Annotated in this window: 18 protein-coding genes and 5 tRNA genes; 8 read left to right on the forward strand and 15 right to left on the reverse strand. The window is 73.8% G+C overall.

All coding sequences use genetic code 11. The annotated features are described in order from the left end of the window. Positions 1-31 precede the first annotated feature (31 nt). From ACGFT1_RS03895 to ACGFT1_RS03915, 5 genes are all read left to right on the forward strand, one after another. Positions 32-104: transfer RNA gene (locus ACGFT1_RS03895), tRNA-Gly, on the forward strand. A 38-nt stretch (positions 105-142) separates the two neighbouring features. Beyond that, positions 143-216, forward strand: a tRNA-Cys gene (locus ACGFT1_RS03900). A gap of 1 nt (position 217) precedes the next feature. Further along, a tRNA-Val gene (locus ACGFT1_RS03905) sits at positions 218-289 on the forward strand. Between the two features lie 35 nt (positions 290-324). Then, positions 325-396 (forward strand) — tRNA-Val (locus tag ACGFT1_RS03910). A gap of 29 nt (positions 397-425) precedes the next feature. Next, a tRNA-Val gene (locus tag ACGFT1_RS03915) sits at positions 426-497 on the forward strand. Between the two features lie 52 nt (positions 498-549). On the opposite strand, the gene ACGFT1_RS03920 is transcribed toward ACGFT1_RS03915, so the two are convergent. The 3 genes from ACGFT1_RS03920 to ACGFT1_RS03930 all read right to left on the reverse strand — a co-directional run bounded on the left by ACGFT1_RS03920 (position 550) and on the right by ACGFT1_RS03930 (position 2598). After that, positions 550-846 (reverse strand): zf-TFIIB domain-containing protein, encoded by a 297-nt coding sequence (locus ACGFT1_RS03920; protein ID WP_361987767.1) that lies wholly within the window; start codon positions 844-846, stop codon positions 550-552. Positions 847-926: 80 nt separating this feature from the next. Beyond that, positions 927-1868 (reverse strand): phosphotransferase family protein, encoded by a 942-nt coding sequence (locus ACGFT1_RS03925; protein ID WP_373907662.1) that lies wholly within the window; start codon positions 1866-1868, stop codon positions 927-929. Positions 1869-2421: 553 nt separating this feature from the next. Continuing rightward, positions 2422-2598: a hypothetical protein gene (locus ACGFT1_RS03930; RefSeq protein ID WP_361987771.1), complete on the reverse strand. Its 177-nt coding sequence runs from the start codon at positions 2596-2598 to the stop codon at positions 2422-2424. Positions 2599-3204: 606 nt separating this feature from the next. Between ACGFT1_RS03930 and ACGFT1_RS03935 the strand changes: the two genes are divergently transcribed. After that, entirely contained in the window at positions 3205-4662 is a 1458-nt protein-coding gene (locus ACGFT1_RS03935) for a serine/threonine-protein kinase (RefSeq protein ID WP_373907403.1), read from the forward strand. Between the two features lie 119 nt (positions 4663-4781). Here the strand turns inward: ACGFT1_RS03935 and ACGFT1_RS03940 are convergent, their stop codons facing one another. The 9 genes from ACGFT1_RS03940 to ACGFT1_RS03980 all read right to left on the reverse strand — a co-directional run bounded on the left by ACGFT1_RS03940 (position 4782) and on the right by ACGFT1_RS03980 (position 17781). Next, positions 4782-5600, reverse strand: a complete 819-nt coding sequence (locus ACGFT1_RS03940; RefSeq protein ID WP_373907404.1) for a TrmH family RNA methyltransferase — start codon at positions 5598-5600, stop codon at positions 4782-4784. Positions 5601-5686: 86 nt separating this feature from the next. After that, positions 5687-6919, reverse strand: coding sequence for a uroporphyrinogen-III C-methyltransferase (gene cobA / locus ACGFT1_RS03945; RefSeq protein ID WP_373907405.1), 1233 nt, complete (start codon positions 6917-6919; stop codon positions 5687-5689). 145 nt (positions 6920-7064) lie between these two features. After that, complete coding sequence (cobT, locus tag ACGFT1_RS03950) at positions 7065-11606, reverse strand: nicotinate-nucleotide--dimethylbenzimidazole phosphoribosyltransferase (protein WP_373907406.1); 4542 nt, start codon at positions 11604-11606, stop codon at positions 7065-7067. Positions 11607-11948: 342 nt separating this feature from the next. Beyond that, positions 11949-13160, reverse strand: coding sequence for a precorrin-6y C5,15-methyltransferase (decarboxylating) subunit CbiE (gene cbiE / locus ACGFT1_RS03955; protein WP_373907407.1), 1212 nt, complete (start codon positions 13158-13160; stop codon positions 11949-11951). 100 nt (positions 13161-13260) lie between these two features. Further along, positions 13261-13899: a GNAT family N-acetyltransferase gene (locus ACGFT1_RS03960; RefSeq protein ID WP_373907408.1), complete on the reverse strand. Its 639-nt coding sequence runs from the start codon at positions 13897-13899 to the stop codon at positions 13261-13263. Positions 13900-14068: 169 nt separating this feature from the next. Continuing rightward, positions 14069-14899: a MetQ/NlpA family ABC transporter substrate-binding protein gene (locus ACGFT1_RS03965; RefSeq protein ID WP_373907409.1), complete on the reverse strand. Its 831-nt coding sequence runs from the start codon at positions 14897-14899 to the stop codon at positions 14069-14071. Positions 14900-14966: 67 nt separating this feature from the next. Beyond that, positions 14967-15704, reverse strand: a complete 738-nt coding sequence (locus ACGFT1_RS03970) for a methionine ABC transporter permease (protein WP_361987785.1) — start codon at positions 15702-15704, stop codon at positions 14967-14969. Continuing rightward, a complete protein-coding gene (locus ACGFT1_RS03975) occupies positions 15701-16744 on the reverse strand; it encodes a methionine ABC transporter ATP-binding protein (protein WP_373907410.1) in 1044 nt (347 codons plus the stop codon). Before ACGFT1_RS03975 ends, ACGFT1_RS03970 begins: the two co-directional genes overlap by 4 nt. A 386-nt stretch (positions 16745-17130) precedes the next feature. After that, complete coding sequence (locus ACGFT1_RS03980) at positions 17131-17781, reverse strand: HAD family hydrolase (protein ID WP_373907411.1); 651 nt, start codon at positions 17779-17781, stop codon at positions 17131-17133. A gap of 69 nt (positions 17782-17850) precedes the next feature. Between ACGFT1_RS03980 and ACGFT1_RS03985 the strand changes: the two genes are divergently transcribed. Beyond that, positions 17851-18210, forward strand: coding sequence for a hypothetical protein (locus ACGFT1_RS03985; protein WP_373907412.1), 360 nt, complete (start codon positions 17851-17853; stop codon positions 18208-18210). A 1-nt stretch (position 18211) separates the two neighbouring features. After that, positions 18212-18631, forward strand: a complete 420-nt coding sequence (locus ACGFT1_RS03990; protein ID WP_373907413.1) for a hypothetical protein — start codon at positions 18212-18214, stop codon at positions 18629-18631. Positions 18632-18700: 69 nt separating this feature from the next. On the opposite strand, the gene ACGFT1_RS03995 is transcribed toward ACGFT1_RS03990, so the two are convergent. The 3 genes from ACGFT1_RS03995 to ACGFT1_RS04005 all read right to left on the reverse strand — a co-directional run bounded on the left by ACGFT1_RS03995 (position 18701) and on the right by ACGFT1_RS04005 (position 21018). Beyond that, positions 18701-19198, reverse strand: a complete 498-nt coding sequence (locus ACGFT1_RS03995; RefSeq protein WP_373907663.1) for a GNAT family N-acetyltransferase — start codon at positions 19196-19198, stop codon at positions 18701-18703. 45 nt (positions 19199-19243) lie between these two features. Continuing rightward, complete coding sequence (locus tag ACGFT1_RS04000) at positions 19244-19750, reverse strand: sigma-70 family RNA polymerase sigma factor (RefSeq protein ID WP_373907414.1); 507 nt, start codon at positions 19748-19750, stop codon at positions 19244-19246. A 92-nt stretch (positions 19751-19842) separates the two neighbouring features. Next, a complete protein-coding gene (locus ACGFT1_RS04005) occupies positions 19843-21018 on the reverse strand; it encodes a glycerophosphodiester phosphodiesterase (RefSeq protein ID WP_373907415.1) in 1176 nt (391 codons plus the stop codon). Positions 21019-21059: the final 41 nt, after the last annotated feature.

Here is a 21059-nt window from a genome sequence, read left to right on the forward strand (position 1 = left end):
GCCGGGACGCGGAAGCGCTCCGAAACGACAGGCGGACGTAGCTCAGTTGGTAGAGCGCAACCTTGCCAAGGTTGAGGTCGCGAGTTCGAGCCTCGTCGTCCGCTCGAAGGAAGAAGGGGTCGTCCCGATCCCCTACACTCCTGGTGGAGTGGCCGAGAGGCGAGGCAACGGCCTGCAAAGCCGTCTACACGGGTTCAAATCCCGTCTCCACCTCCAAGGACGATTAGCTCAGCGGGAGAGCGCTTCCCTGACACGGAAGAGGTCACTGGTTCAATCCCAGTATCGTCCACTGGATCCGCCGGCCTGTACGGCATGATCCGTCCCGCGCGATTAGCTCAGCGGGAGAGCGCTTCCCTGACACGGAAGAGGTCACTGGTTCAATCCCAGTATCGCGCACCGCCTGTGACGCGTCAGTCACGGTCCGCGGACGATTAGCTCAGCGGGAGAGCGCTTCCCTGACACGGAAGAGGTCACTGGTTCAATCCCAGTATCGTCCACACAGCAGGAAGCCCCCGGCCGTCTCGTACGGCCGGGGGCTTCTTCGTGCGCTCAGCTGGAGAAGAGCATGTGACCGAAGCTCTTGTGGCGGTGGTGCTCGTAGTGCCCGTGACCGCCACCGTGGTGGCCGCCGTGCGGGGCGCCCCAGGCGGGCGCGGACGGGGCCGGGTACGACTGCGGGGCCGGCGGGGGCGGCGGGGCGGGCTGGGACCACTGGCTCTCCAGCCGGGTCAGCGCCTCCAGCTCGCCGTAGTCGAGGAAGATGCCGCGGCAGCCGCTGCACTGCTCGATCTGAACGCCGTTGCGGTTGTAGGTGTGCATCGGCGCATGGCACTTCGGACACTGCATGGTCGGCTCAACTCCTCGCCGGTCGGTCCTGCTTCGCGTTTCCCCAGGACAGACTCCGTCCGGCCCCGGGCGGTTGCAGCCTAGTCCGACGGAACCGGCGCGGGCCGAGGGGGTACCGAGGGCATCCGCGCGCACGCGTCGACCAGGGCCTGCTCCACCTCGTCGAGCGGGCGGTCCGCCGCGAGCGCCTTCGTCAGCGCGAGCGCGGCCGTCTGCGCGGTGAGGGCGCGGGCGGGCACGTCCAGGGCGGCCCAGGGGTCGCCGTCCGCGGGTACGGCCGGGCCGCCCGCGTGCCGGTAGGCGGTCAGGAAGCGGGTCCACTCGTCGGGCGGGAGGAGCCCGCAGGCGTACCAGGCGGCCGGGCGGGCGAGGTCCCAGGCCGGCACGCCGAAGCCCAGGTCGTCGACGTCGATCAGCTTCCAGGGGCCGTCCGGTGCCGGGTGCCGGACCAGCTGGCCGAGGTGGAGATCACCGTGGCACAGGGCCGGCGGGCCGGGCATCGGCGCCTTCCCGCGGGCCCAGGCGGGCAGGCCGGCCCAGGCGTCCAGGACGGGACGGGCGGCCGGGTGACCGGTGGGGGCGGTGGCACGGAGGGCCGCGTGGAGCCGGACGAGGGCGCGGGCGGCCTTGGCGGGACCGCGCATCGGGGGCAGGCCGGCGGGGAGGGGGCAGCGGTGCAGGTTCGCCAGGAGGGTGGCGGCGGCCTCCCAGGGGGCCGCGTCCGGATCGTCCGGGTCCACCGGGACGCCGTAGGGCCAGAGGGTCATCAGGCGGTCGCGCAGGGGGGCCGGGGTGGGGGCGAGCGGGGGGAGCAGCACGTCCGGGTGACCGGCGGCCGTGGCGAGGCGCCGGACCAGCGCGGCGCGGTCGGTGCCCGGGGCGTGGGCCTTGGCGACGATGCCGGCATGCCGCACGACCGTGGCGTCCTCCCGGTCGGCGAGGGGGGTGCTGACGCAGGCGCAGGGGACGGTGAGGACGCGGGGGTGGACCGCGGCTGTCGCTTGCGCGGTCAGCGCGGTCATCAGGGCGGGGGCGGGGGCGGACGCGTCTGCGGTCAAGGCTGCCTCGGGGGGTGGGCTGTTCGGCCGAGGCTACTGGGCGGGGGTCCGCCGGCGGGTGGCGGGTGGTGCGGGTGGTGCGGGTGGGGTCGGCGGCGGGGCGGTCCGATGGGGGCATCGGCAGGTCAGGTCAGGGCGGGGCGGGGCTCGCTGGGCGACGGGGATGGCGGCCGTCATCGAGCAGGCGTGGCTGGGGCCGTGCCCCGTGGCCACAGCGGGCGCGGTGCGCGGGACGGTGAAGGCGGACGCCGACGCGGCGCGCTCGCGGGAGAGGGAACCGCTTGCTCAGGCGGCACAGCTCGCTCACCGGAGAGGAACGGTCATGGCGGCGTGCCTCGATCGGGCGAGAGGGATCACTGATGTCGGCGCCGGTCGTTCGTGTACCGGGCAACGGCCAATGCCGGCGCAGCTCCCCAGCTGCGCCGGCATCTGTGCCGTCCGCCGCACCCCCGTCCCCACGGGGTTTCATGGATAGATGTCCCCGCCCGGACCGCTCTTCCGGGCCTGGGGGCGCCGCTCAGCGCCCCAGCATCGCACCCACGGACGACGCCTGTGTGGCCACCGTCTCCCAGCCGTCGAAGACGAGCAGGAGCAGGGCCGCCAGGGGAAGGGCCATGAGCGTCGCCACCAGTGGGTGGCGACGGCCCGTCCGGCGGGAGGCGAACGCGGTGCGTCGCGGTGCCGGGTGGGCCATGGTCCCTCTCCTGACCGTTTCGGTTGTCGTCGGTAGCGGCGGGTGTCTGGCCTCGGGGGACGAGTGCTGCACCCGCCGCTTGACCTCAAATCTAGGCGCGCGGCGGACACCGGGCGTCATGCCCTCGTACCGATTGCCGGGCCTCCCGGAGGATGAGCCACGACCTGCGGAGTACTCCCCTGGGTGGAGGCGCGGGTGCGGGTCTCGGGGTCTTCCCGGAGGGGGCTGCCCGCTGTGTCCGGGCATGTCCGACGCGTCCGGCACGCCCGGGGCGGTGAGACTTCGCTCACCCCTGACGGGGCTGGGAGGGGGGTGGGAGGTGGAGCGCGATCCGGTGCGCGGCGCGGCCGCAGGGCTGCCCGCGGCACCTCACCGGCGACCGTGCCGCGCGACACCCGGCACCCTCACGGGAGCCCAACTCCCCTATCTTACGGACGGGTTGTCGTCGTCCGCACCGTCAACGGGCTGTGTTCGGAGGCTCGCTGACCGGGCTTCACCTCCCCCGAACGGCGTACACAATCCGCCGGGCCGAGAGGGCGCGGCCTCTGCGCGCAGGCGGCCGTGGAAACGTAAGCTGTGCCACGTCACAGGGACCGGGCAGCGGGGATGAACATGGCGATGATGCGCCTGAGGCGCGAGGACCCGCGCGTCGTCGGCTCGTTCAGGCTTCACCGACGGCTCGGCGCGGGCGGGATGGGCGTGGTCTATCTCGGCTCCGACAAGAAGGGGCAGCGCGTCGCGCTGAAGGTGATCCGGCCCGACCTCGCGGAGGACCAGGAGTTCCGGTCGCGGTTCGCGCGCGAGGTGTCGGCGGCCCGGCGCATCCGCGGCGGATGCACGGCCCGGCTGGTCGCCGCGGACCTGGAGGCCGAGCGGCCCTGGTTCGCCACCCAGTACGTGCCCGGCCCCTCCCTGCACGACAAGGTCGCCGACGAGGGCCCCCTCTCCGCGGCGGACACCGCGGCGGTCGGCGCGGCCCTCTCCGAGGGACTGGTCGCCGTGCACGAGGCGGGTGTCGTCCACCGGGATCTGAAACCGTCCAACATCCTGCTGTCCCCCAAGGGGCCGCGGATCATCGACTTCGGCATCGCCTGGGCCACCGGTGCCTCCACCCTCACCCACGTGGGCACCGCGGTCGGCTCCCCCGGCTTCCTCGCGCCCGAGCAGGTCCGCGGCGCGGCGGTCACCCCGGCGACGGACGTGTTCTCCCTCGGCGCGACCCTGGCGTACGCCTCGACGGGTGACTCGCCCTTCGGGCACGGCAGTTCCGAGGTGATGCTGTACCGGGTGGTGCACGAGGAAGCGCAGCTGTACGGCGTACCGGACGCGCTGGCCCCGCTGATCCGGGCCTGCCTGGCCAAGGATCCCGAGGACCGGCCCAGCACCCTCCAGCTGTCGCTGCGACTCAAGGAGATCGCCGCGCGGGAGGCGCACGGCCTGGACGGCGCACGGCCGCCCGCGCCTCGCGCCGCCGAGGCGGACCGCCCCACCGGGCGCCTCGCCGACACCTATCCCGAACAGCAGCGCGTCCAGCGGCGTACCTCCTCCGGTACGCCGCTGCCGCGCGGAGGCACCCCCTCCCGGAGCGGTGAGCCGTCGCGCGGCGGGATGTCCTCGCGGAGCGACGCGCCGTTCCGCGGCGGGATCGCCTCGCGCGGAGGCAGCGGTGCGCGCGGCGCGGGTGCCGCGGCCCGGCCGGGCAGGGCACGTCCCACGCCGGCGCCGCGCGGTGGTGCTCCGCGCTCCGGCAGCGGCGGCCGGCCCGCTCCGCGCGGCGATTCCCGGCGGCCGGGGCAGGGTCCGTCGCGGACCGGGCGGCGGCCGGCCAATCCGCGGCTGCTGCGGCAGCGGTTGTTCGTGTTCGTGGTGGTGACGCTGCTGGTGGCGCTCGGGATCGCGGTGGCCCAGGGCTGCCAGGGGCCGGCGCGCGGGCTGGGCGGCGACGGCCGTGATGGCGGCGTACAGCGGCAGCAGGACGCCCAGCCGAGCTACCCGCCGCTGGAGAACGGCAAGCTCATGTCCGACCGGTACACGTCGACGCTGAGCCGCGACGCCGGCAAGTGAGGGCCCCCGGGAACTGCCGCCCCGGGGCCGGGACAGACGGCCGCCGGGGAGAGACCTCTGAGTGGGCGGCCGGGTACGGCGGGTGACGGCCGGGCCGCCTGGATCAGCGCCCCGAGGGATCAGGCGCTCGGTCGGCCCGTCGCCACCGCGTAGAACGCCACCGCGGCAGCCGCGCCCACGTTGAGCGAGTCGACGCCGTGCGACATCGGGATGCGTACCCATGTGTCGGCGGCGGCCAGCGCCCGCCTGGACAGCCCGTCGCCCTCGGCGCCCAGCATCAGCGCGACCCGCTCCATGGTGTGCGGGGCGGCCTCGTCGAGGGTGACGGCCTTCTCGTCCGGGGTGAGGGCCAGGAGCGTGAAGCCCGCCTCCCGGACCGGCTCCAGCCCCTTCGGCCAGGTCTCCAGGCGGGCGTACGGCACCGAGAACACCGCGCCCATGGAGACCTTGACGCTGCGCCGGTACAAGGGGTCGGCGCAGTCGGGTGACAGCAGCACCGCGTCCATGCCGAGGGCCGCCGCCGAGCGGAAGATCGCGCCGATGTTGGTGTGGTCGTTGACCGACTCCATGATGACGACCCGGCGGGCGGCGCGGAGCAGTTCGGCGGCCGTCGGCAGCGGCTTGCGCTGCATGGAGGCGAGGGCGCCGCGGTGCACGTGGTAGCCGGTGACGCGTTCGGCGAGTTCGGGGCTCACGACGTACACCGGGGCCGGGAGTGCGTCGATGACGTCCCGCATGACGTCGACCCACTTGGCCGAGAGCAGCATCGAGCGCGTCTCGTAGCCCGCTTCCCCGGCCCGGCGGATGACCTTCTCGCCCTCGGCGATGAACAGGCCCTCGGCGGGCTCGCGCCTGCGGCGCAGCTCGACGTCGGTCAGGCCCGTGTAGTCGGCCAGGCGTGGGTCGTCGGGATCGTCGAGGGTGATGAGCTCGGCCACAGGGTGATACTGCCTTGTCCTGGGTGGGGTGGGAACGACCGGGAACGGATGGGGCTACCGCGGGTCAGGGGGTGTTCAGGCCGCTGTCATGCGCCGGGCGTGGAGCCGGCGCGCACGACCTCGCCGATGACGATGACCGCCGGGGGCCTGACGTCCTCGGTCCGTACCGTCTCCGCGACCGTGGCGAGGGTGGCGTCCACGCGCCGCTGCGCCGCCGTGGTCCCCTCCTGGACCAGGGCGACCGGTGTCCCGGGGGACTTGCCGTGCGCGACGAGCGTCTCGGCGATCTTCCCGATCTTGTCGACGCCCATCAGGACCACCAGGGTGCCCGTGAGCCTGGCCAGCGCCGGCCAGTCGACCAGGGAGCGGGCGTCGTCGGGGGCGACATGGCCGCTGACCACGGTGAACTCGTGGGCGACGCCCCGGTGGGTGACCGGGATGCCGGCCGCGCCCGGCACCGAGATCGAGCTGGAGATACCGGGGACCACCGTGCACGGGATACCGGCCTCGGCGAGCGCCTGGACCTCCTCCATGCCCCGGCCGAAGACGTACGGGTCGCCGCCCTTGAGCCGGACGACCGCCTTGCCCTGCTTGGCGTGCTCGATGAGCGCGTTGTTGATGGCCTCCTGCGCCATGTACCGGCCGTACGGGATCTTCGCCGCGTCGATCACCTCGACGTGCGGCGGGAGTTCGGCCAGCAGGTCGCGCGGGCCCAGCCGGTCGGCGATGACGACGTCCGCCTCGGCGAGCAGCCGGCGGCCGCGGACCGTGATCAGGTCGGGGTCGCCGGGGCCGCCGCCGACCAGGGCCACACCGGTGGTGCGGGTGCGGTGGTGCGGGGCGACGAGGGTGCCGTCGCGCAGGCCCTCGACGACCGCGTCCCGGATGGCGGCGGTGTGCCGGGGGTCGCGTCCGCGCGCGTGGGTGGTGAGCACGGCGACGGTGACGCCCTCGCTGTGGCCGGTCGCCGGGGTCCACGCCGTCGCCTGCTCGGCGTCGTCGGAGCGCACGCACCAGACGCGGTACCGTTCGGCCTCGGCGGAGGCCCGCGTGTTGGCCTCGGTGTCGCTGGTGGCGATGAGGGCGTACCAGGCCTCGGCGAGGTCGCCGTCCTCGTACGGGCGCCGGAGCCAGGCGATCTCGCCCGCGTCCGCCATGGCCTCCACCGACGGGGTGGCCTGCGGGGAGACGAGGACGATGTCCGCGCCGGCCGCGATGAGCGCCGGGAGCCGGCGCTGGGCGACCTGTCCGCCGCCGAGGACGACCACGCGACGGCCGGAGAGGCGGAGGCCTACGGGATAAGCGGGGTGTTCGGCCATGAGGGGCGGCTCCTCCTGCGGCGGTGCGGTGGGCCCGCTGCGACTGCGGAGCGGCCCTGACGTGCGGATTTTACGGTGTGGGCAGGGCAGGCGGCACGGGTGGTCCGGCAGTTGAACACCGGACCACCCGTGACGTCCGTGACGCCTACTTCTCGGTGACTCCCGCCGAGTCGAACGTGGCCACCTCGTGCATCGCCCGGGCCGTGCTCTGCACCAGCGGCAGGGCCAGCAGCGCGCCCGTGCCCTCGCCGAGACGGAGGTCCAGGTCGACCAGCGGGCGCAGACCCAGCTTGTTCAGCGCGGCGACGTGGCCCGGCTCGGCGCTGCGGTGGCCCGCGATGCAGGCCGCCAGCACCTCGGGGGCGATGGCGCGGGCCACGAGCGCGGCGGCACCGGCGCTGACGCCGTCGAGGATCACCGGCGTACGCAGGGACGCGCCGCCGAGGAGCAGACCGACCATGGCCGCGTGCTCGAAGCCGCCGATGGCGGCGAGGACGCCGATCGGGTCGGCCGGGTCCGGCTGGTGCAGTTCCAGCGCGCGCCGGACCACCTCGGTCTTGCGGGCCAGGGTCTCGTCGTTGATGCCCGTGCCGCGGCCGGTCACCTCCGCCGGGTCGGCGCCGGTGAAGACGGAGATCAGCGCGGCGGACGCCGTGGTGTTGGCGATGCCCATCTCGCCGGTGAGCAGCGCCTTGTTGCCGGCCGCCACCAGGTCGCGGGCGGTTTCGATGCCCACCTCGATGGCCGCCCTGGCCTCCTCGCGGCTCATCGCGGGGCCGGTGGTCATGTCGGAGGTGCCGGCGCGGATCTTGCGGGGCAGCAGGCCGGGGGTGGCGGGCAGGTCGGCGACGACGCCCACGTCCACGACGCACACCTCGGCGCCGACCTGGGCGGCGAAGGCGTTGCAGACCGCTCCCCCGCCCAGGAAGTTGGCCACCATCTGGGCGGTGACCTCCTGCGGCCAGGGGGTGACGCCCTGGGCGTGCACACCGTGGTCGCCCGCGAAGATCGCCACGGCGGCGGGCTCCGGGATGGGCGGCGGGCACTGGCGGGACAGCCCGGACAGCTGCGCGGAGATGATCTCCAGCATGCCGAGGGCACCGGCCGGCTTGGTCATGCGCTTCTGGCGCTCCCACGCCTCGCCGAGCGCCTTGGCGTCGAGCGGGCGGATCTGTGCGACGGTCTCGGCAAGCAGGTCGTGGGGGTCCTCTCCGGGCAGGGCGCGGCGGCCGTACGTCTCCTCGTGCACCACCCAGGACAGGGGGCGTCTCTTGGACCAGCCGGCCTGCATCAGCTCGGGCTCGTCCGGGAACTCGTCGACGTACCCGACACACAGGTAGGCGACGACCTCCAGGTGCTCGGGCAGGCCGAGCGCGCGGACCATCTCCCGCTCGTCGAAGAAGCTGACCCAGCCGACGCCGAGGCCTTCGGCACGGGCGGCGAGCCAGAGGTTCTCCACCGCGAGCGCCGAGGAGTAGGGCGCCATCTGCGGCTGGGTGTGACGGCCGAGGGTGTGCCGGCCGCCGCGGGTGGGGTCGGCGGTGACGACGATGTTGACCGGGGTGTCGAGGATGGCCTCGATCTTCAGTTCCTTGAACTGCTTCGCCCGGCCCTTCGGCAGCGACTTGGCGTACGCCTCGCGCTGGCGCATCGCCAGTTCGTGCATGGTCCGGCGGGTCTCGGCGGACCGGATGACGACGAAGTCCCAGGGCTGCGAGTGCCCCACGGAGGGCGCCGTGTGCGCGGCCTCCAGGACGCGCAGCAGCACCTCGTGCGGGATCGGGTCGCTGCGGAAGCCGTTGCGGATGTCGCGGCGCTCGCGCATCACCTTCAGGACGGCCTCGCGCTCGGCGTCGGCGTAGCCGGGTGCGGCCGGGCCGGTGGACTGTCGTGGTTCCGCCACTGCGGCCGTGCTCTCTTCCTGGTCGGCGGCCCTGGTCGGCAGGTCCTCCGCGTGCTGTACGGCATCGGGGGCGGGCTCCGCCTCCGGTGCGGCCTGTTCGCCCTCGCGGGGCGCGGGCACGGTGACCGCCACCGCCTCCGGCTGCTCCTGCGGCCCCTGGGGGGCCTGCTCGTCCCTGGGCAGGACGATGGGGTGGGGCGGGGTCGGCGCCAGGTGCGGGGTGGTGGGCACCTGCCCCTGCACCGGCACGAACTGCCCGAACGGCTGCTCCGGGTGCGTGTCCTCCGCGATGACGGGGGGCGACGGCTGCTCCGGGACGGCGGAGGGCAACGGCTGGTCCGCGTGCGGCTGCTCCGGGACGGCCGAGGGCAACGGCTGCTCCGCGTGCGGCTGCTCCGGGACGGCCGAGGGCAACGGCTGCTCCGCGTGCGGCTGCTCCGGGACGGCGGGGGGCAACGGCTGGTCCGGATTCCGCGGGTGTGCGGCGGCCAGCGCCGGGTCCGTCGGTTCGGGGTGCGCGGTGTCCGGTACGGCGGTGTCCGGAACCTGCGGCAGAGGCTGCGGGCCGGCGGGCCGGTCGGCAGCCGGGGCGGCCGGGGCGGCGGCCGGTGTCTCGGCGCCGTGCGGGGCGTGATCGACGACCTGCGGACCCTGCGCCTGGAACACGGTGGGCTCCACGGGCGCGGGCTCCACCGGCTCGGCCGGGGCGGCGGGCTCGGGGGCACTGTCGCCCGCGGCTTGGCCGGGTACGGCGTCCGGGGCCGGGGCGGCAGGCGCGGGTGCCACGGACTCCGCTGCCTCCGCCGCCTGGCCCGGGGCGGGCTCGGCGACCGGTGCGACGCCGGGGGCGTCCGGACCCGGCTGGACCGGAGCGGTTGCCCCGGGGCCCCCGGCCGCGCCCTGCGGGGCGACGGCCTCGGTGGCCTGGGCGGCCGTCGGGTCGGCGACGCCGGCAGCTTCGTACGCGGGAGCCGTGCCGGGGATCTGGGCGACGCCCGGGGCCACCACCGCGTCGGGGACCTGGGCGGCGTGTCGGGCACCAGCCGCGTCGGCGGGCTCCACCACTGCCTCGACGGCGACGTGCGGTACCTGCGTACCGGCTTGCCCCTGCACGGCGGCGGGAGCCTCGGGCTGCGTGGCATCAGCGTCGTGCGCCGCTTCGGCGGGCTGCCCGGCGTCGGTCGGCTGGAAATCGCCGATGGGCTGCGCGGCGCCGTCGATGTGGCCAGTGGCCTCGGCCGGTGCGGCGTCGCTGTGCTCCGTACCGGCGTCCGGCCGGGTGCCCGCGTGCGGCTCGGCCGGTGCGTCGGGCTGAGCGGGCTCGGCGGTCACCGGCTCGGCCGGGGCCGTTGCGGCCGGCGGCGTCTCGGTCACCGGGCCGGCCTCCGAGGCGTCCGCGGCAACCGGAGCGGGCTGCGCGGACTGCGCGCTGTCCGGCGCCTCGGCCGGTGCGGCCTGTGCCGGCACATCCTCGGCGGGAAGGTCCTCGGCGGCAAGGTCCTGGGCCGCCGGGTCCGCCACGGACGCCTCCGCGACCGGGGGCAGCTGGCCGGAGGCCTCCTGCCCGGCGGCCGTCCCGGCGCCCTGAGCGTGCACCGGGCCGGGTGCGCCGCCCGGCGCCTCGGCGGCCTCGGCCGGCGCGGACACCGGGCCCTCGGTCGCGGTGCCGTCGGCAGCCGGCTCGGCCTGGGCCGGCGGGAACACCTCGGCCGGAAGGGTGCCGTCGGGCACCTCCGCACCGGCCGCCGGCACGTGCGCGGCGTCGGCGGCGTGCACGCTGTCGGCGTCCGGCGCCGCCGGCACGTGCGCGGCGTCGGCGACGGGCGCGCCGGCACCCTGCGCCACCGGGACCGGGACGTCGTCGGCACCCTGCGCCACCTGGACCGGGACGTCGTCGGCAGCCTGCGCCACCGGCGCGTGAACTCCTTCGGCGCCCTGCGCCACCGGCACCTGAACACCGCCGGCAGCCTCCGCCGGGGGCACCTGCGCACCCTCGGTGCCGGCCGCCACCGGTGCTTGGGTGCCCCCGCCCTCCAGTCCGGCGACCGTGGTCGACACGCCGTCGTGGCCGTGTGCCGGCTGCACACCGTCGTGGGCGTGCACGACGGGTGCCTGCTCGGGGCTCCAGTGGGCGTCGGCCGGCTGTGTCCGGGCCGCGGCCTCATCGGCGAGACCGGTCATCGCGGCCTGGGCCGCGTCGGCCGGGTCAACAGATCCGGCAGCCGGAACCTGGGCCGGGGCAGCGCCCCAGGGGGCCGCGGTCTGGGGAACCATGTCCCGCAGCGGCTGCGCGTCGAGGTACTCCGAACCGGCGGCGACGGCCGGTCCGGGCTGCCGTACCGGCGCTCCCGCGGGGCCGCGGTCGGCGAGGGAGCGGACCGGGCTCGCGGAGGCGTCCGGGATCGGCGGGCCGAGGTGCAGCGGGCGGCGCGGAGGCTGGGGCGCGGACGCGGGGTCGTGCGGCGCCGAGAGGATGGGCGACGGCGGCACGGACGCCGGGCCCGAGCTGGGCAGGCGGACACCGTTGAGATCGACCGAGCCGGTGTCCCGGCCCGCCGTCTCGTGCGGGCCCGGCTCGTGGACGGCCTCCACCACCGGTTCCGGGGCGGGGGGCGGCACTTCGTTGCCCCACGCGCCCTGGGCACCCGGCAGCAGCAGGTCTTCGTCCTCGGCGGGAGCCTCGGAGAGGTAGGTGTACGCACCGTGCGGGGGGACGCCCGGGTGCTCCACCATGCCTGCGCTCTCCGGCTGCCCCTCGCCCGGGACCTGGCCGGTGTCCGTCATGCGTACCCCTCGCCCATCGGTTGATGCTCCTACGACCCGCTCACCCGGAACGGCGCACCGCCCGCCCCGCAGTGAAGAACGAGCGTCCGTGCCCAGCGGCACGAACGACCCGCCGGAAAAGGCGACAAAGCCATTCAGTGGCATTGTCCCGGCCGTCGCGCCGTCGCGACAGCGTGATCCGCGACAGCTCGCTGTGGACTGCGCCACGTTGCGCGTCCTCCGGTCCGCCGTACCACACCCACCCCAAAACGGGCGTGCGTTCCGGACATTGGCGAACGAAGTTCGGACCACCGGTGCGGTACAACGATCGGCCAGCCTACCGCGCGCGGTACGACAACCCGATCACGGGGCGCGATCCGGCAGTACCCCGCTGAGCAGGAACGCGACACTCCGCTCGGTCTCCGTCCAGGCGCGGGTGTCGAGTTCGACGGACTGGAGCAGGGCGCATTCGACCCGGTATCCGTGCTCGGTCAGGTCGCGGCCGACGCGTTCGGCGGCGTCACGGGTCGCGGCGTGCGTGACGATGCGCTGCGGGCGCCGGTCGGCGACCGCGGAGACGACGGCCGGTCCCCCGCCGCCGACGCGCACGACGTCCGGTTCGGGCAGGTCCTCGAGCACGTGCGGGGCGCTGCCGCGGACGACCTGGAGCTGGACGGCGCCGCGGTGGCCGGCGGCCTCGGTGCGGGCGCAGGCCGCCGGGTCGTGGTCGACGGCGATGACGGCCGCTCCCGCGAGCGCGGCCTCCGTGGCGAAGGCGCCGCTGCCGCAGCCGATGTCCCACACGAGGTCGCCGGCCCGGGGCCCGAGCCGGGCGAGTTGGGCGGCGCGCAGCAGTTCCGTCTCGCCCTCGCCGAGTCCGCCGCCGTAGGTCTCGTCGGGCTGCACCCAGCCGCGCGGGCCGGCGCCCGGGTCGCGTCCGGCGATCCAGCCGCCGCCCTCCCCGGCCCCGGCCGGCCCGCCGATGACGATGACGACGTTGGGGTCGCGCCAGATGTGGTCGGCGGCCTTGTCGGAGGTGACGACGCTGACCCGTTCGCGTGCGGTGCCCAGTTCCTCGCAGATGACGAAGGTGCGGTGCACGCCCTCCAGCAGGAGCCCGAGTTCGGCGGGGCCGGCGTCCGGCGCGGTGAGGACGGCGACCTTGGTGTGGGCGCGGCAGACGTTCACCGCCCGGCGCAGGGTGCGCGGGTGGGCGACGACGACCTGCGCGTCGTCCCAGGGCATGCCGGCGCGGGCGAAGGCGGCGGCGACGGCGGAGACCGCGGGGACGACCTCGACCTCGAGGCCGAACTCCGGCGCGCGCAGGCTGCGTACGACACCGAAGAAGCCGGGGTCGCCGTCGGCGAGCACGACCGCGGTGCCGCGGTGGGCCGCGATGCGGCGGGCGGCCAGAGAGAGGCTGCCGAGGCGGACGCGTTCGGCGGTGGGGGGCAGCTCGGGGAGTTCCAGGTGGTGGGCGGCGCCGGCCACCAGTGTGGCGGCGCCGAGGGCGGCGCGTGCCGCGGCGGTCAGCGGCGAGCCGTCCCAGCCGATCACCGTGACCCGGTCGGCCATCGTCGTCAGTCTCCAGTGGGTTGTGCGGCTCTTCCAAGGGGGCCCGGGGCGGGCTCCGTGAGGGTACCCGGTGGGGTGCGGGGGCCGGGCGCCGGCAGGCTCAGTTCCAGTCCGGGTACGAGGTGAATCCGTCGGCGGCCGCCTGCTGCTCACCGACTCCGGCGAGGTCCTCCGGCAGCAGGCTCCAGAGGATGACGTCCGTGCGCACCTCGGTCCAGTGACCGTTCCCGGTCCTGGCGCGTGCTATCCAGGCGTTGCGGAGCACGCCCTCGCTGATGCAGCCGATCCGCTGGGCCACCTGCTGGGAGGCGGTGTTGCCGGCGGCGGTGCGCAGTTCGAGGCGCTCGAACTTCTGGTCGTGGAAGAGCCACTCGGCTATGGCGAGGACGGATTCGGAGGCGTATCCCTCGCCGCGGGCCCAGGGGGCGATGACGTAGGCGATCTCGCTGGAGCGGATGCGCCGGTCCGTGTTCTTCAGGTGCACGGTGCCGACGAGCCGCTGGGTGAGGAACTCGGTGACGGCGAGGACGATGCCCCCGCCCCCGGTGCGCTCGCCGGGGGCCGATCGGGTGATCCACTCGTGGGCGTGGGCCTCGGTGTAGGGGTGCGGGACGGTGGTCCAGGCGATGACCTGTTCGTCGTTCATCATCTCGGCCAGGGCGGGGACGTCGTCCTCGTCGAAGGGGCGCAGCACCAACCGCTCCGTGCTGATGGAGATGTTGGGGAAGGTGCTCGTCATGCGCCGCTCCGTAACCTTCGGTGGTTCTCGAAAGACCGTCAGGCCTGCTGAACTGCCAGCATAGGACGGCGGTGGCACCGGCGGCCGAGGGGCCGACGGTGCCACCGTCCGTGCGATCACAAGCGGGGGATCAGGCGCGACGGACCGGAAGGGCGCCCGGGACCGGGGATCAGAAGGAGGGGATGACCGAACCCTGGTACTTGTCCTCGATGAACTTCTTGACCTCGGGCGAGGTGAGGAGCTTGGCGAGCTTCTTGACCCGCGGGTCCGTCTCGTTGCCCTTCTTCACGGCGAGGAAGTTGCCGTACGGGCTGTTCTTCGCGGACTCCAGGACCAGCGCCTCCTTCGCGGGCTTGATGCCGGCGGAGATCGCGTAGTTGCCGTTGATCACGGCCGCGTCCACGTCGTCCAGGGAGCGCGCGGTCTGGGCCGCCTCGACCTCCTTGAACCTGAGGTTCCTGGGGTTCTTGGCGATGTCCTGCGGGGTGGCCTCGGTGCCGACGCCGTCCTTGAGGGTGATCAGCCCGTGGGAGGCGAGCAGCTTCAGGGCGCGGGCCTCGTTGACGGCGTCGTTCGGGACGGCGATGGTCGCACCGCTCTTGAGGGCGTCGGCCTTCTTTATCTTGTGGGAGTAGAGGCCGAGCGGCTCCAGGTGCACCGTGACGACGGGCACGATGTGCGTGCCGCGCTTCTTGTTGAAGTCGTCGAGGTAGGGCTGGTTCTGGAAGTAGTTGGCGTCCACGTCACCGTCTTCGGTCGCCGTGTTCGGCGTGATGTAGTCGGTGAACTCCCGGACCTCCAGGTCCAGGCCCGCCTTCTTCGCCAGGTTCTTCTTGACGTAGTCGAGGATCTCGGCGTGCGGGGTGGGACTCGCGGCGACGACCAGCGGACCGTTGTGGTCGGAGGAGCCGGAGTCCTTGTCCGAGCCGCAGGCGGTGAGTCCGAGAGTGAGGGCTCCGGCGGCGAGGACGGCGGTGGTGAGCTTGGCGGTGTTACGCACGAAAAGTGCCTTTCCTTATGGGTGGTGCGACCCCGTGTCGGGTTACGGGGGGTCTTCGGGGGGACGGTCAGGCGACCTTGCCGATGTCGGCCGCGGCGGGCTCCTTCGCCTTGAGCAGGCGGAGCCTTGGGCCGGGGCCCGAGCGGGCGCCGCGGCGGTGCAGCGAGCGGGCCGCGAGGTCGCCGGCGAACTGGATGACGGTGATGACGACGGCGAGGATCGCCACGATCACCCACATCAGTCCGGTCTCGAAGCGCTGGTAGCCGTAGCGGACGGCGAGGTCGCCGAGGCCGCCGGCGCCGACGGTGCCGGCCATCGCGGAGTAGCCGATGAGGGCGACGAGGGTCGTGGTGGCCGAGGCGATCAGGGAGGGCAGGGCCTCGGGGACCAGGACCTTGCGGACGATGGTGAAGGTGCTGCCGCCCATCGACTGCACGGCCTCGACCAGCCCGCCGTCCACTTCGCGGACAGCCGTCTCGACCAGCCGGGCGAAGAACGGGATGGCACCGATGGCCAGCGGCACGATGGCCGCGTCACGGCCGATGCTGGTGCCGGTGACGAAGCGGGTGACGTCGGTCAGTGCGACCATGAGGATGATGAACGGCATCGAGCGGGTGATGTTCACGACCTGCCCGAGGACCTTGTTCACCACGACGTTCTGGAGCAGGCCGCCGCGTTCGGTGAGGACGAGCAGGATGCCGAGCGGCAGACCGCCGACGACGGCGATGAGCGTGGACCACCCGACCATGTAGAGGGTGTTCCAACACTCGGGCTCCAGCAGCTCCCACATCTCGGACCAGGTCACTTCGCACCCTCCTTGACCAGCGAGGACTCGTCGTCCTCGTGGCCGACGACATCGATCTGAAGGCCCTGTTCGCGCAGGAATCCGACGGGCACCACGTTGTCCTCGTAGCGGCCGGGCAGTTCGATGCGCATCCGGCCGATCTGGAGGCCGCCGACGGTGTCGATGGCGGCGCCGAGGATCGAGATGTCGATGTTGTAGGTGCGCGAGAGCTGGGAGATGACCGGCTGGGTGGCGGCCTCGCCGTGGAAGGTGACGTCGAGGACGGTCCGGTCGGTGCCGGAGGCCTCGCCGCCCACCGGGAACAGCGCGGCGGCGAGCGTGGAGCCCGGGGTGGCCAGCAGTTCGCCGACAGTGCCGGACTCCACGATGCGGCCCCGCTCCATCAGGGCGGCGGAGTCGCAGACCGACTTCACGACGTCCATCTCGTGGGTGATGAGCAGGACGGTGAGGCCGAGCTGCCGGTTCAGGTCGCGCAGCAGCTGGAGGATGGAGCGGGTGGTCTCGGGGTCGAGGGCACTGGTGGCCTCGTCGGAGAGCAGCACCTTGGGATCGCCGGCCAGGGCGCGGGCGATGCCGACGCGCTGCTTCTGCCCGCCGGAGAGCTGGGCGGGGAAGGCCTTGGCCTTGTCACCGAGGCCGACCAGGTCCAGCAGTTCCAGGGCCTTGCGGGAGCGTTCCCTGCCGGACTTGCCGAGGATCTCCAGCGGCAGTTCGACGTTGTCCTGGACCGTCCGCGAGGAGAGCAGGTTGAAGTGCTGGAAGACCATGCCGATCCGGCTGCGGGCGCGGCGCAGTTCCCGGCCGGCGCGCGGGCCGCGGCCGGCCAGGGCGGTGAGGTCCTGCCCGGCGACGGTCACGGTGCCGGAGGTGGGGCGCTCCAGCAGGTTGACGCAGCGGATGAGGGAGGACTTGCCGGCGCCGGACTGGCCGATGACGCCGTAGACCTCGCCTTCACGGACGTGCAGGTCGACGCCGTCGAGGGCGGTGACCTCACGGCCGCGGGAGCGGTAGACCTTGGTCAGGCCCGAGGTGGTGATCACGTGGGTTTCCGTCACTGTCGAGTGCGCGGGCGCGGGTGTGCCCGGGCACGAATGCGTGGTGTGCGTTCGGTCAGGGACGCGGCACGGTTCTCGGGCGGCGGGGGAACCGGGGAGAACGGCGTGTGCGCGCGGCGGCCTCGGTCACGTACGCCGGGGTGGCGGCGCGGGACGGGCCACGGCTCTCGCTTCGGGGCGCGAGGCTCGGCTGGTGCGGGGGCCCTCTAGAAGGCGCACATTCGGCACGGACACATACAACGAGCACCGGGCGTGCTGGTCGCCTCGGTCGCAAGGATGCGGCTGCTCGTCGTGGTCATGCGATCAGTAAAGCAGACGTACGGTCCTGACCGGTCGCCGCTGTCCGGATAGTGGACAACCGCGGACAGGGTTCAGCCGCGGACGGTGATCTCCACGGCTTCGTCGGTGACCAGGGCCGACAAGGCCGACAGGTCCGGTACCACCAGGTCGGCGTCCAGCTCGCGCGCCGGGTGGGTTGTGGCCAAGGCCACGGTGGTCATGCCGGCCGCGCGGCCCGCCCGCAGTCCGGCGGGGGCGTCCTCGAAGACGACGCAGCGGGCCGGGTCCACGCCGAGCTGCCGGGCGGCGAGCAGATAGGGCTCGGGGTCGGGCTTGCCGCGGGTGACGTCGTCCGCCGAGACCAGGGCCTTCGGCGAGATGCCGACGGCGTCCAGGCGGGCTTCGGCCAGACGGCGGGTGGCGGAGGTGACCACGGCCCAGCGGTCGGCCGGCAGGACGTCGAGGAAGGCCCGGGTGCCGGGCAGCAGGCGCACACCGCCATCGGGTACGTCCTCGACCTCCAGCTGCTCGACCCGGGCGACGGCCTCGGGCACCAGGCGGGCGGGCAGCAGGTCGCCGACGATCTCGACCGCTGTGCGTCCGTGCAGCTCCACGCGCCCGAACTCCTCCGCGGTGATCCCGTACTCCCGCGCCCAGCGCGTCCAGCAGCGCCGGACGGAGTCGAGGGAGGAGACGAGGGTGCCGTCGTTGTCAAACAGGAGGGCGTGTGCGCGGATCGTCATGGTTGCGACCCTACGGTGTACGCCGGGGTCGGCGGCGGTGGGCCTTTTCCGCCGTAATAGGGTCACGGCATGCTCAACGTCCTGATGCTGGTGACCGGGGTCGCCGCGCTGTTGCTCGCCGCCTGGTGCGGCTGGGCCGCGTATCGCGACCAGCCGACCAAGGACTGGCATTTCATCGGCATGGCGGTGGTGTCGCTGCTGGCCGTGGTCCAGCTGGTGGCCGGGATCGTGCTGCTGGCCCGGGGCGAGAAGCCGGAGCAGGGCACGACGATCTTCGTGTCCTATCTGCTGGGCGCGTTCGCGTGCGTTCCGGCGGCGGGTTTCATGTCACTGGCCGAGCGCACGCGGTGGGGTTCGGTGACGGTCGCGGCCGGCGGTGTGGTGCTGGCCGTGCTGGAAGTGCGGCTGTACGACATCTGGGGAGGCTGAGGTGAGCGCGGTGGAGGAGAAGCCGGTCCGGCTGATCAGCGGGCCGGGCCTGCTGCTCGTCTGGTTCTACGGCGTGATGGTGGTCGGCGCGCTGTCGCGGTCGGCGTACCAGATCGCCACGGGGTTCGACCGGGCGCCGCTGGCGTACTCCCTGTCGGCCGTGGCCGGCGTCGTGTACGCGTTCATCACGTACACGCTGGTGCGGGGCGGGGAGACGGCCCGGCGGGCGGCGTCGGTGTGCTGCGCCGCCGAGCTGGCCGGGGTGCTGCTCGTCGGCACGTGGACGCTGGTCGACCGCTCGGCCTTCCCGGACGCCACCGTGTGGTCCGACTACGGCATGGGCTACGTCTTCATCCCCGTGCTGCTGCCCCTGTCCGCCCTGTACTGGCTGCGCAGGGCGCGGGAGCGCAGGGGCGCCTGAGAGCGACGGCCCGGGGGCCGAGGCGGGCCGGCCGGGCGGTTCCCGGCGCCCCTCGCGGGGCACCGTGCCTCAGGCCGTCTGCGCGTACTCCCCGGCCGGCTTCTCCAGGATGATCATGTCGACGCCGTCGGCGCCCTTGGCCCTGCCCACCGTCTGGTATCCCACCCGGCGGTACAGCCGCAGGTTGCCCTCGCTGCGGTGGCCGGCGACGAGACGGAACCGGGTGGCGCCGCGCTCCCCGGCCAGTGCCGCCTCGGCCGCGCGGAGCAGGCGGGCGCCGATGCCGTGGCCCTGGAGACGCGGGTGGACGCAGAGCTTGCCGATGGCCGCGGCGCCGTCGTCGGTGACCCTGCCGCGCACGGAGCCGACCACCTCCTCACCGAGCCGGGCGACGAAGACGCAGTCGCCGTCGACCTCCTGGCGGACGGACTCCAGGGTCTGGACGAGCGGGTCGATGCGGTAGTTGCCGTACAGCGCCGCCTCACTCTGGAAGCACAGGTACTGGAGCCTGAAGATCTGCTCCGCGTCCTGCCCGGTCGCCACCGAGATGGTCACGCTCATGCCCATGTGCGCACGCCTCCCGCTCACCTGATCACCTGTCGTCCCCCACTCCTATCCCCGCGCTCCGCGGGAAGCAACCTCCGGGCTGAGCAAACGCCGGAGACATCCCAGACATCTGGAGCGTTCCGGCCCGAGACTGCCCTGTGAGATACCCAACTCCCCCGCGATTTCCCGGTAAGTGGGGTCCTTCGGGGAGAGCAGGGCCTCCAGGAGGCGGGGGCAGCGACCGGGCAGGCGGCGGACGGCGTCCCGCAGCGCACGGTAGCGGGCGGCCGTGAGGGCGTCCTGCTCGGGGCCGGGACGGGCGTCGTCGGCCGGTTCGACGCCGTACGGGCGTTCGAGGCGGGTGGTGCGGCGGGTGCGGCGGACCTCCGCGCGCACGGCCCTGCGCAGCCAGCCCTGCGGGTCGGGCGGCGGCCCGTCGGTCTCCAGCCGCTCCAGCAGGCGGAGCCAGACCGCCTGTTCCAGGTCGCCCGGCTCGCTCCCGGAGGCATATGCCTCGGCGGAGGCCTCGGCGGTCAGCAGGGGGTGCAGGGCGGCAACCAGGTCGGGCGTCATATGCGGAACGACGAGCCGCCCCGGCGGCGGGTTGCCGGGGCGGCACGGAGTCACCCCCAACGGGGGATCGGCGCGTACTCAGGTTGACGCGCTCAGCGGTTCAGGAAGTCCTCGCGGGCGAGGAGCCCGGTGTCTGCGTTGTCGGTGAAGACACCGTCGATGCCGGTCGCGAAGTACGTCCTGAAGGCGCCGAAGACGTCGCCGTAGCCGTCGGCCGCGCCACCCTTGCGGTACTCGGCGGGCAGGAAGGGGTTCTCGTTGCGCATGGTGTAGGGGTGCAGGACCAGGCCCACCTTGTGCGCGTCGGGGACCAGCGTGGTGGGCCGGCCCAGGGTGCCGTCCCCGTTCCGGGGGATGACCAGGTCCAGGGTCGGGCCTATGCCCTGCGCGTAGCCGGCGATCTCCCGCAGCCCCCTGGGGGTGATGAGGTCGGCGACCGTACGCGGGTCGCCGGCCGCGACGAAGTCGTACGGGCGGCTGTCCGCCGAGGAGAGCAGGACGACCAGCGGGTTGTCGACCAGCCGGTTCAGCCGCTGGATGCTGGTCGGTTCGAACGACTGCAGGATGACCGGCGCGTTCCTGCCGTCCTTGCCGTACTTGCGCAGCAGCTTCGCCACCCGCTCCTCCAGGGGGAGGCCCAGCCCGCGGAAGTAGGTGGGGTGCTTGGTCTCGGGGTAGATCCAGACCTGCCTGCCGCGCTTGCGGGTCTGCTCGTCCTGCCACCGGAGGACTTCCTCGAAGGTCGGGATCTCCCAGCGGCCGTTGTAGAGGGTGTTGTGCGGCCGGTTGGCCGGGATGCGCTCGACCGCGCGCAGCGTCTTCAGTTCGGCGAGCGTGAAGTCCTCGGTGAACCAGCCGGTGGTGGAGACGCCGTCCAGCACCTTGGTGGTCCTGCGGTCGGCGAACTCGGGGTGGGAGGCGACGTCCGTGGTGCCGCCGATCTCCGGTTCGTGCCGGCAGACCAGGTGGCCGTCCCTGGTGGGCACCAGGTCGCCCGCCTCGACGACGTCGGCGCCCAGGTCCAGGGCCAGCTCGTACGAACCGAAGGTGTGCTCGGGGCGGTACCCGCTGGCACCCCGGTGGCCGATGATCGTCGGCACCGGCAGGCTCTTCAGCCCGCGGCCCCCGCGCCCCGCCGTCCGGGTCCCGGCGGCCCGGGCCGTGCCGGGCAGCCCGAGGGCCCCTCCGCCCGCGCCGAGCACCGCGGCGCCGAGGAGCGCCCGCCGTCCCGTTCCCTGCGTCCGCCCGTTCGCCTGGTCGCTGTCCATGAGCGCTCTCCTGCCGCCTTCGCCCTGTGTCCGGTCTAGGC

This window comes from Streptomyces sp. Y20, from assembly GCF_043195475.1.
In the GTDB taxonomy this organism is placed as follows: Bacteria; Actinomycetota; Actinomycetes; order Streptomycetales; family Streptomycetaceae; genus Streptomyces.

What these genes read in the sequence shown, in the direction of transcription:
- ACGFT1_RS03920 (WP_361987767.1), bottom strand. Translation starts at nt 846, where the DNA reads ATGCAGTGTCCGAAGTGCCATGCGCCGATGCACACCTACAACCGCAAC.
- ACGFT1_RS03925 (WP_373907662.1), bottom strand. Translation starts at nt 1,868, where the DNA reads ATGACCGCGCTGACCGCGCAAGCGACAGCCGCGGTCCACCCCCGCGTC.
- ACGFT1_RS03930 (WP_361987771.1), bottom strand. Translation starts at nt 2,598, where the DNA reads ATGGCCCACCCGGCACCGCGACGCACCGCGTTCGCCTCCCGCCGGACG.
- ACGFT1_RS03935 (WP_373907403.1), top strand. Translation starts at nt 3,205, where the DNA reads ATGAACATGGCGATGATGCGCCTGAGGCGCGAGGACCCGCGCGTCGTC.
- cobA (WP_373907405.1), bottom strand. Translation starts at nt 6,919, where the DNA reads ATGGCCGAACACCCCGCTTATCCCGTAGGCCTCCGCCTCTCCGGCCGT.
- cobT (WP_373907406.1), bottom strand. Translation starts at nt 11,606, where the DNA reads ATGACGGACACCGGCCAGGTCCCGGGCGAGGGGCAGCCGGAGAGCGCA.
- cbiE (WP_373907407.1), bottom strand. Translation starts at nt 13,160, where the DNA reads ATGGCCGACCGGGTCACGGTGATCGGCTGGGACGGCTCGCCGCTGACC.
- ACGFT1_RS03960 (WP_373907408.1), bottom strand. Translation starts at nt 13,899, where the DNA reads ATGACGAGCACCTTCCCCAACATCTCCATCAGCACGGAGCGGTTGGTG.
- ACGFT1_RS03980 (WP_373907411.1), bottom strand. Translation starts at nt 17,781, where the DNA reads ATGACGATCCGCGCACACGCCCTCCTGTTTGACAACGACGGCACCCTC.
- ACGFT1_RS03985 (WP_373907412.1), top strand. Translation starts at nt 17,851, where the DNA reads ATGCTCAACGTCCTGATGCTGGTGACCGGGGTCGCCGCGCTGTTGCTC.
- ACGFT1_RS03995 (WP_373907663.1), bottom strand. Translation starts at nt 19,198, where the DNA reads ATGGGCATGAGCGTGACCATCTCGGTGGCGACCGGGCAGGACGCGGAG.
- ACGFT1_RS04000 (WP_373907414.1), bottom strand. Translation starts at nt 19,750, where the DNA reads ATGACGCCCGACCTGGTTGCCGCCCTGCACCCCCTGCTGACCGCCGAG.
- ACGFT1_RS04005 (WP_373907415.1), bottom strand. Translation starts at nt 21,018, where the DNA reads ATGGACAGCGACCAGGCGAACGGGCGGACGCAGGGAACGGGACGGCGG.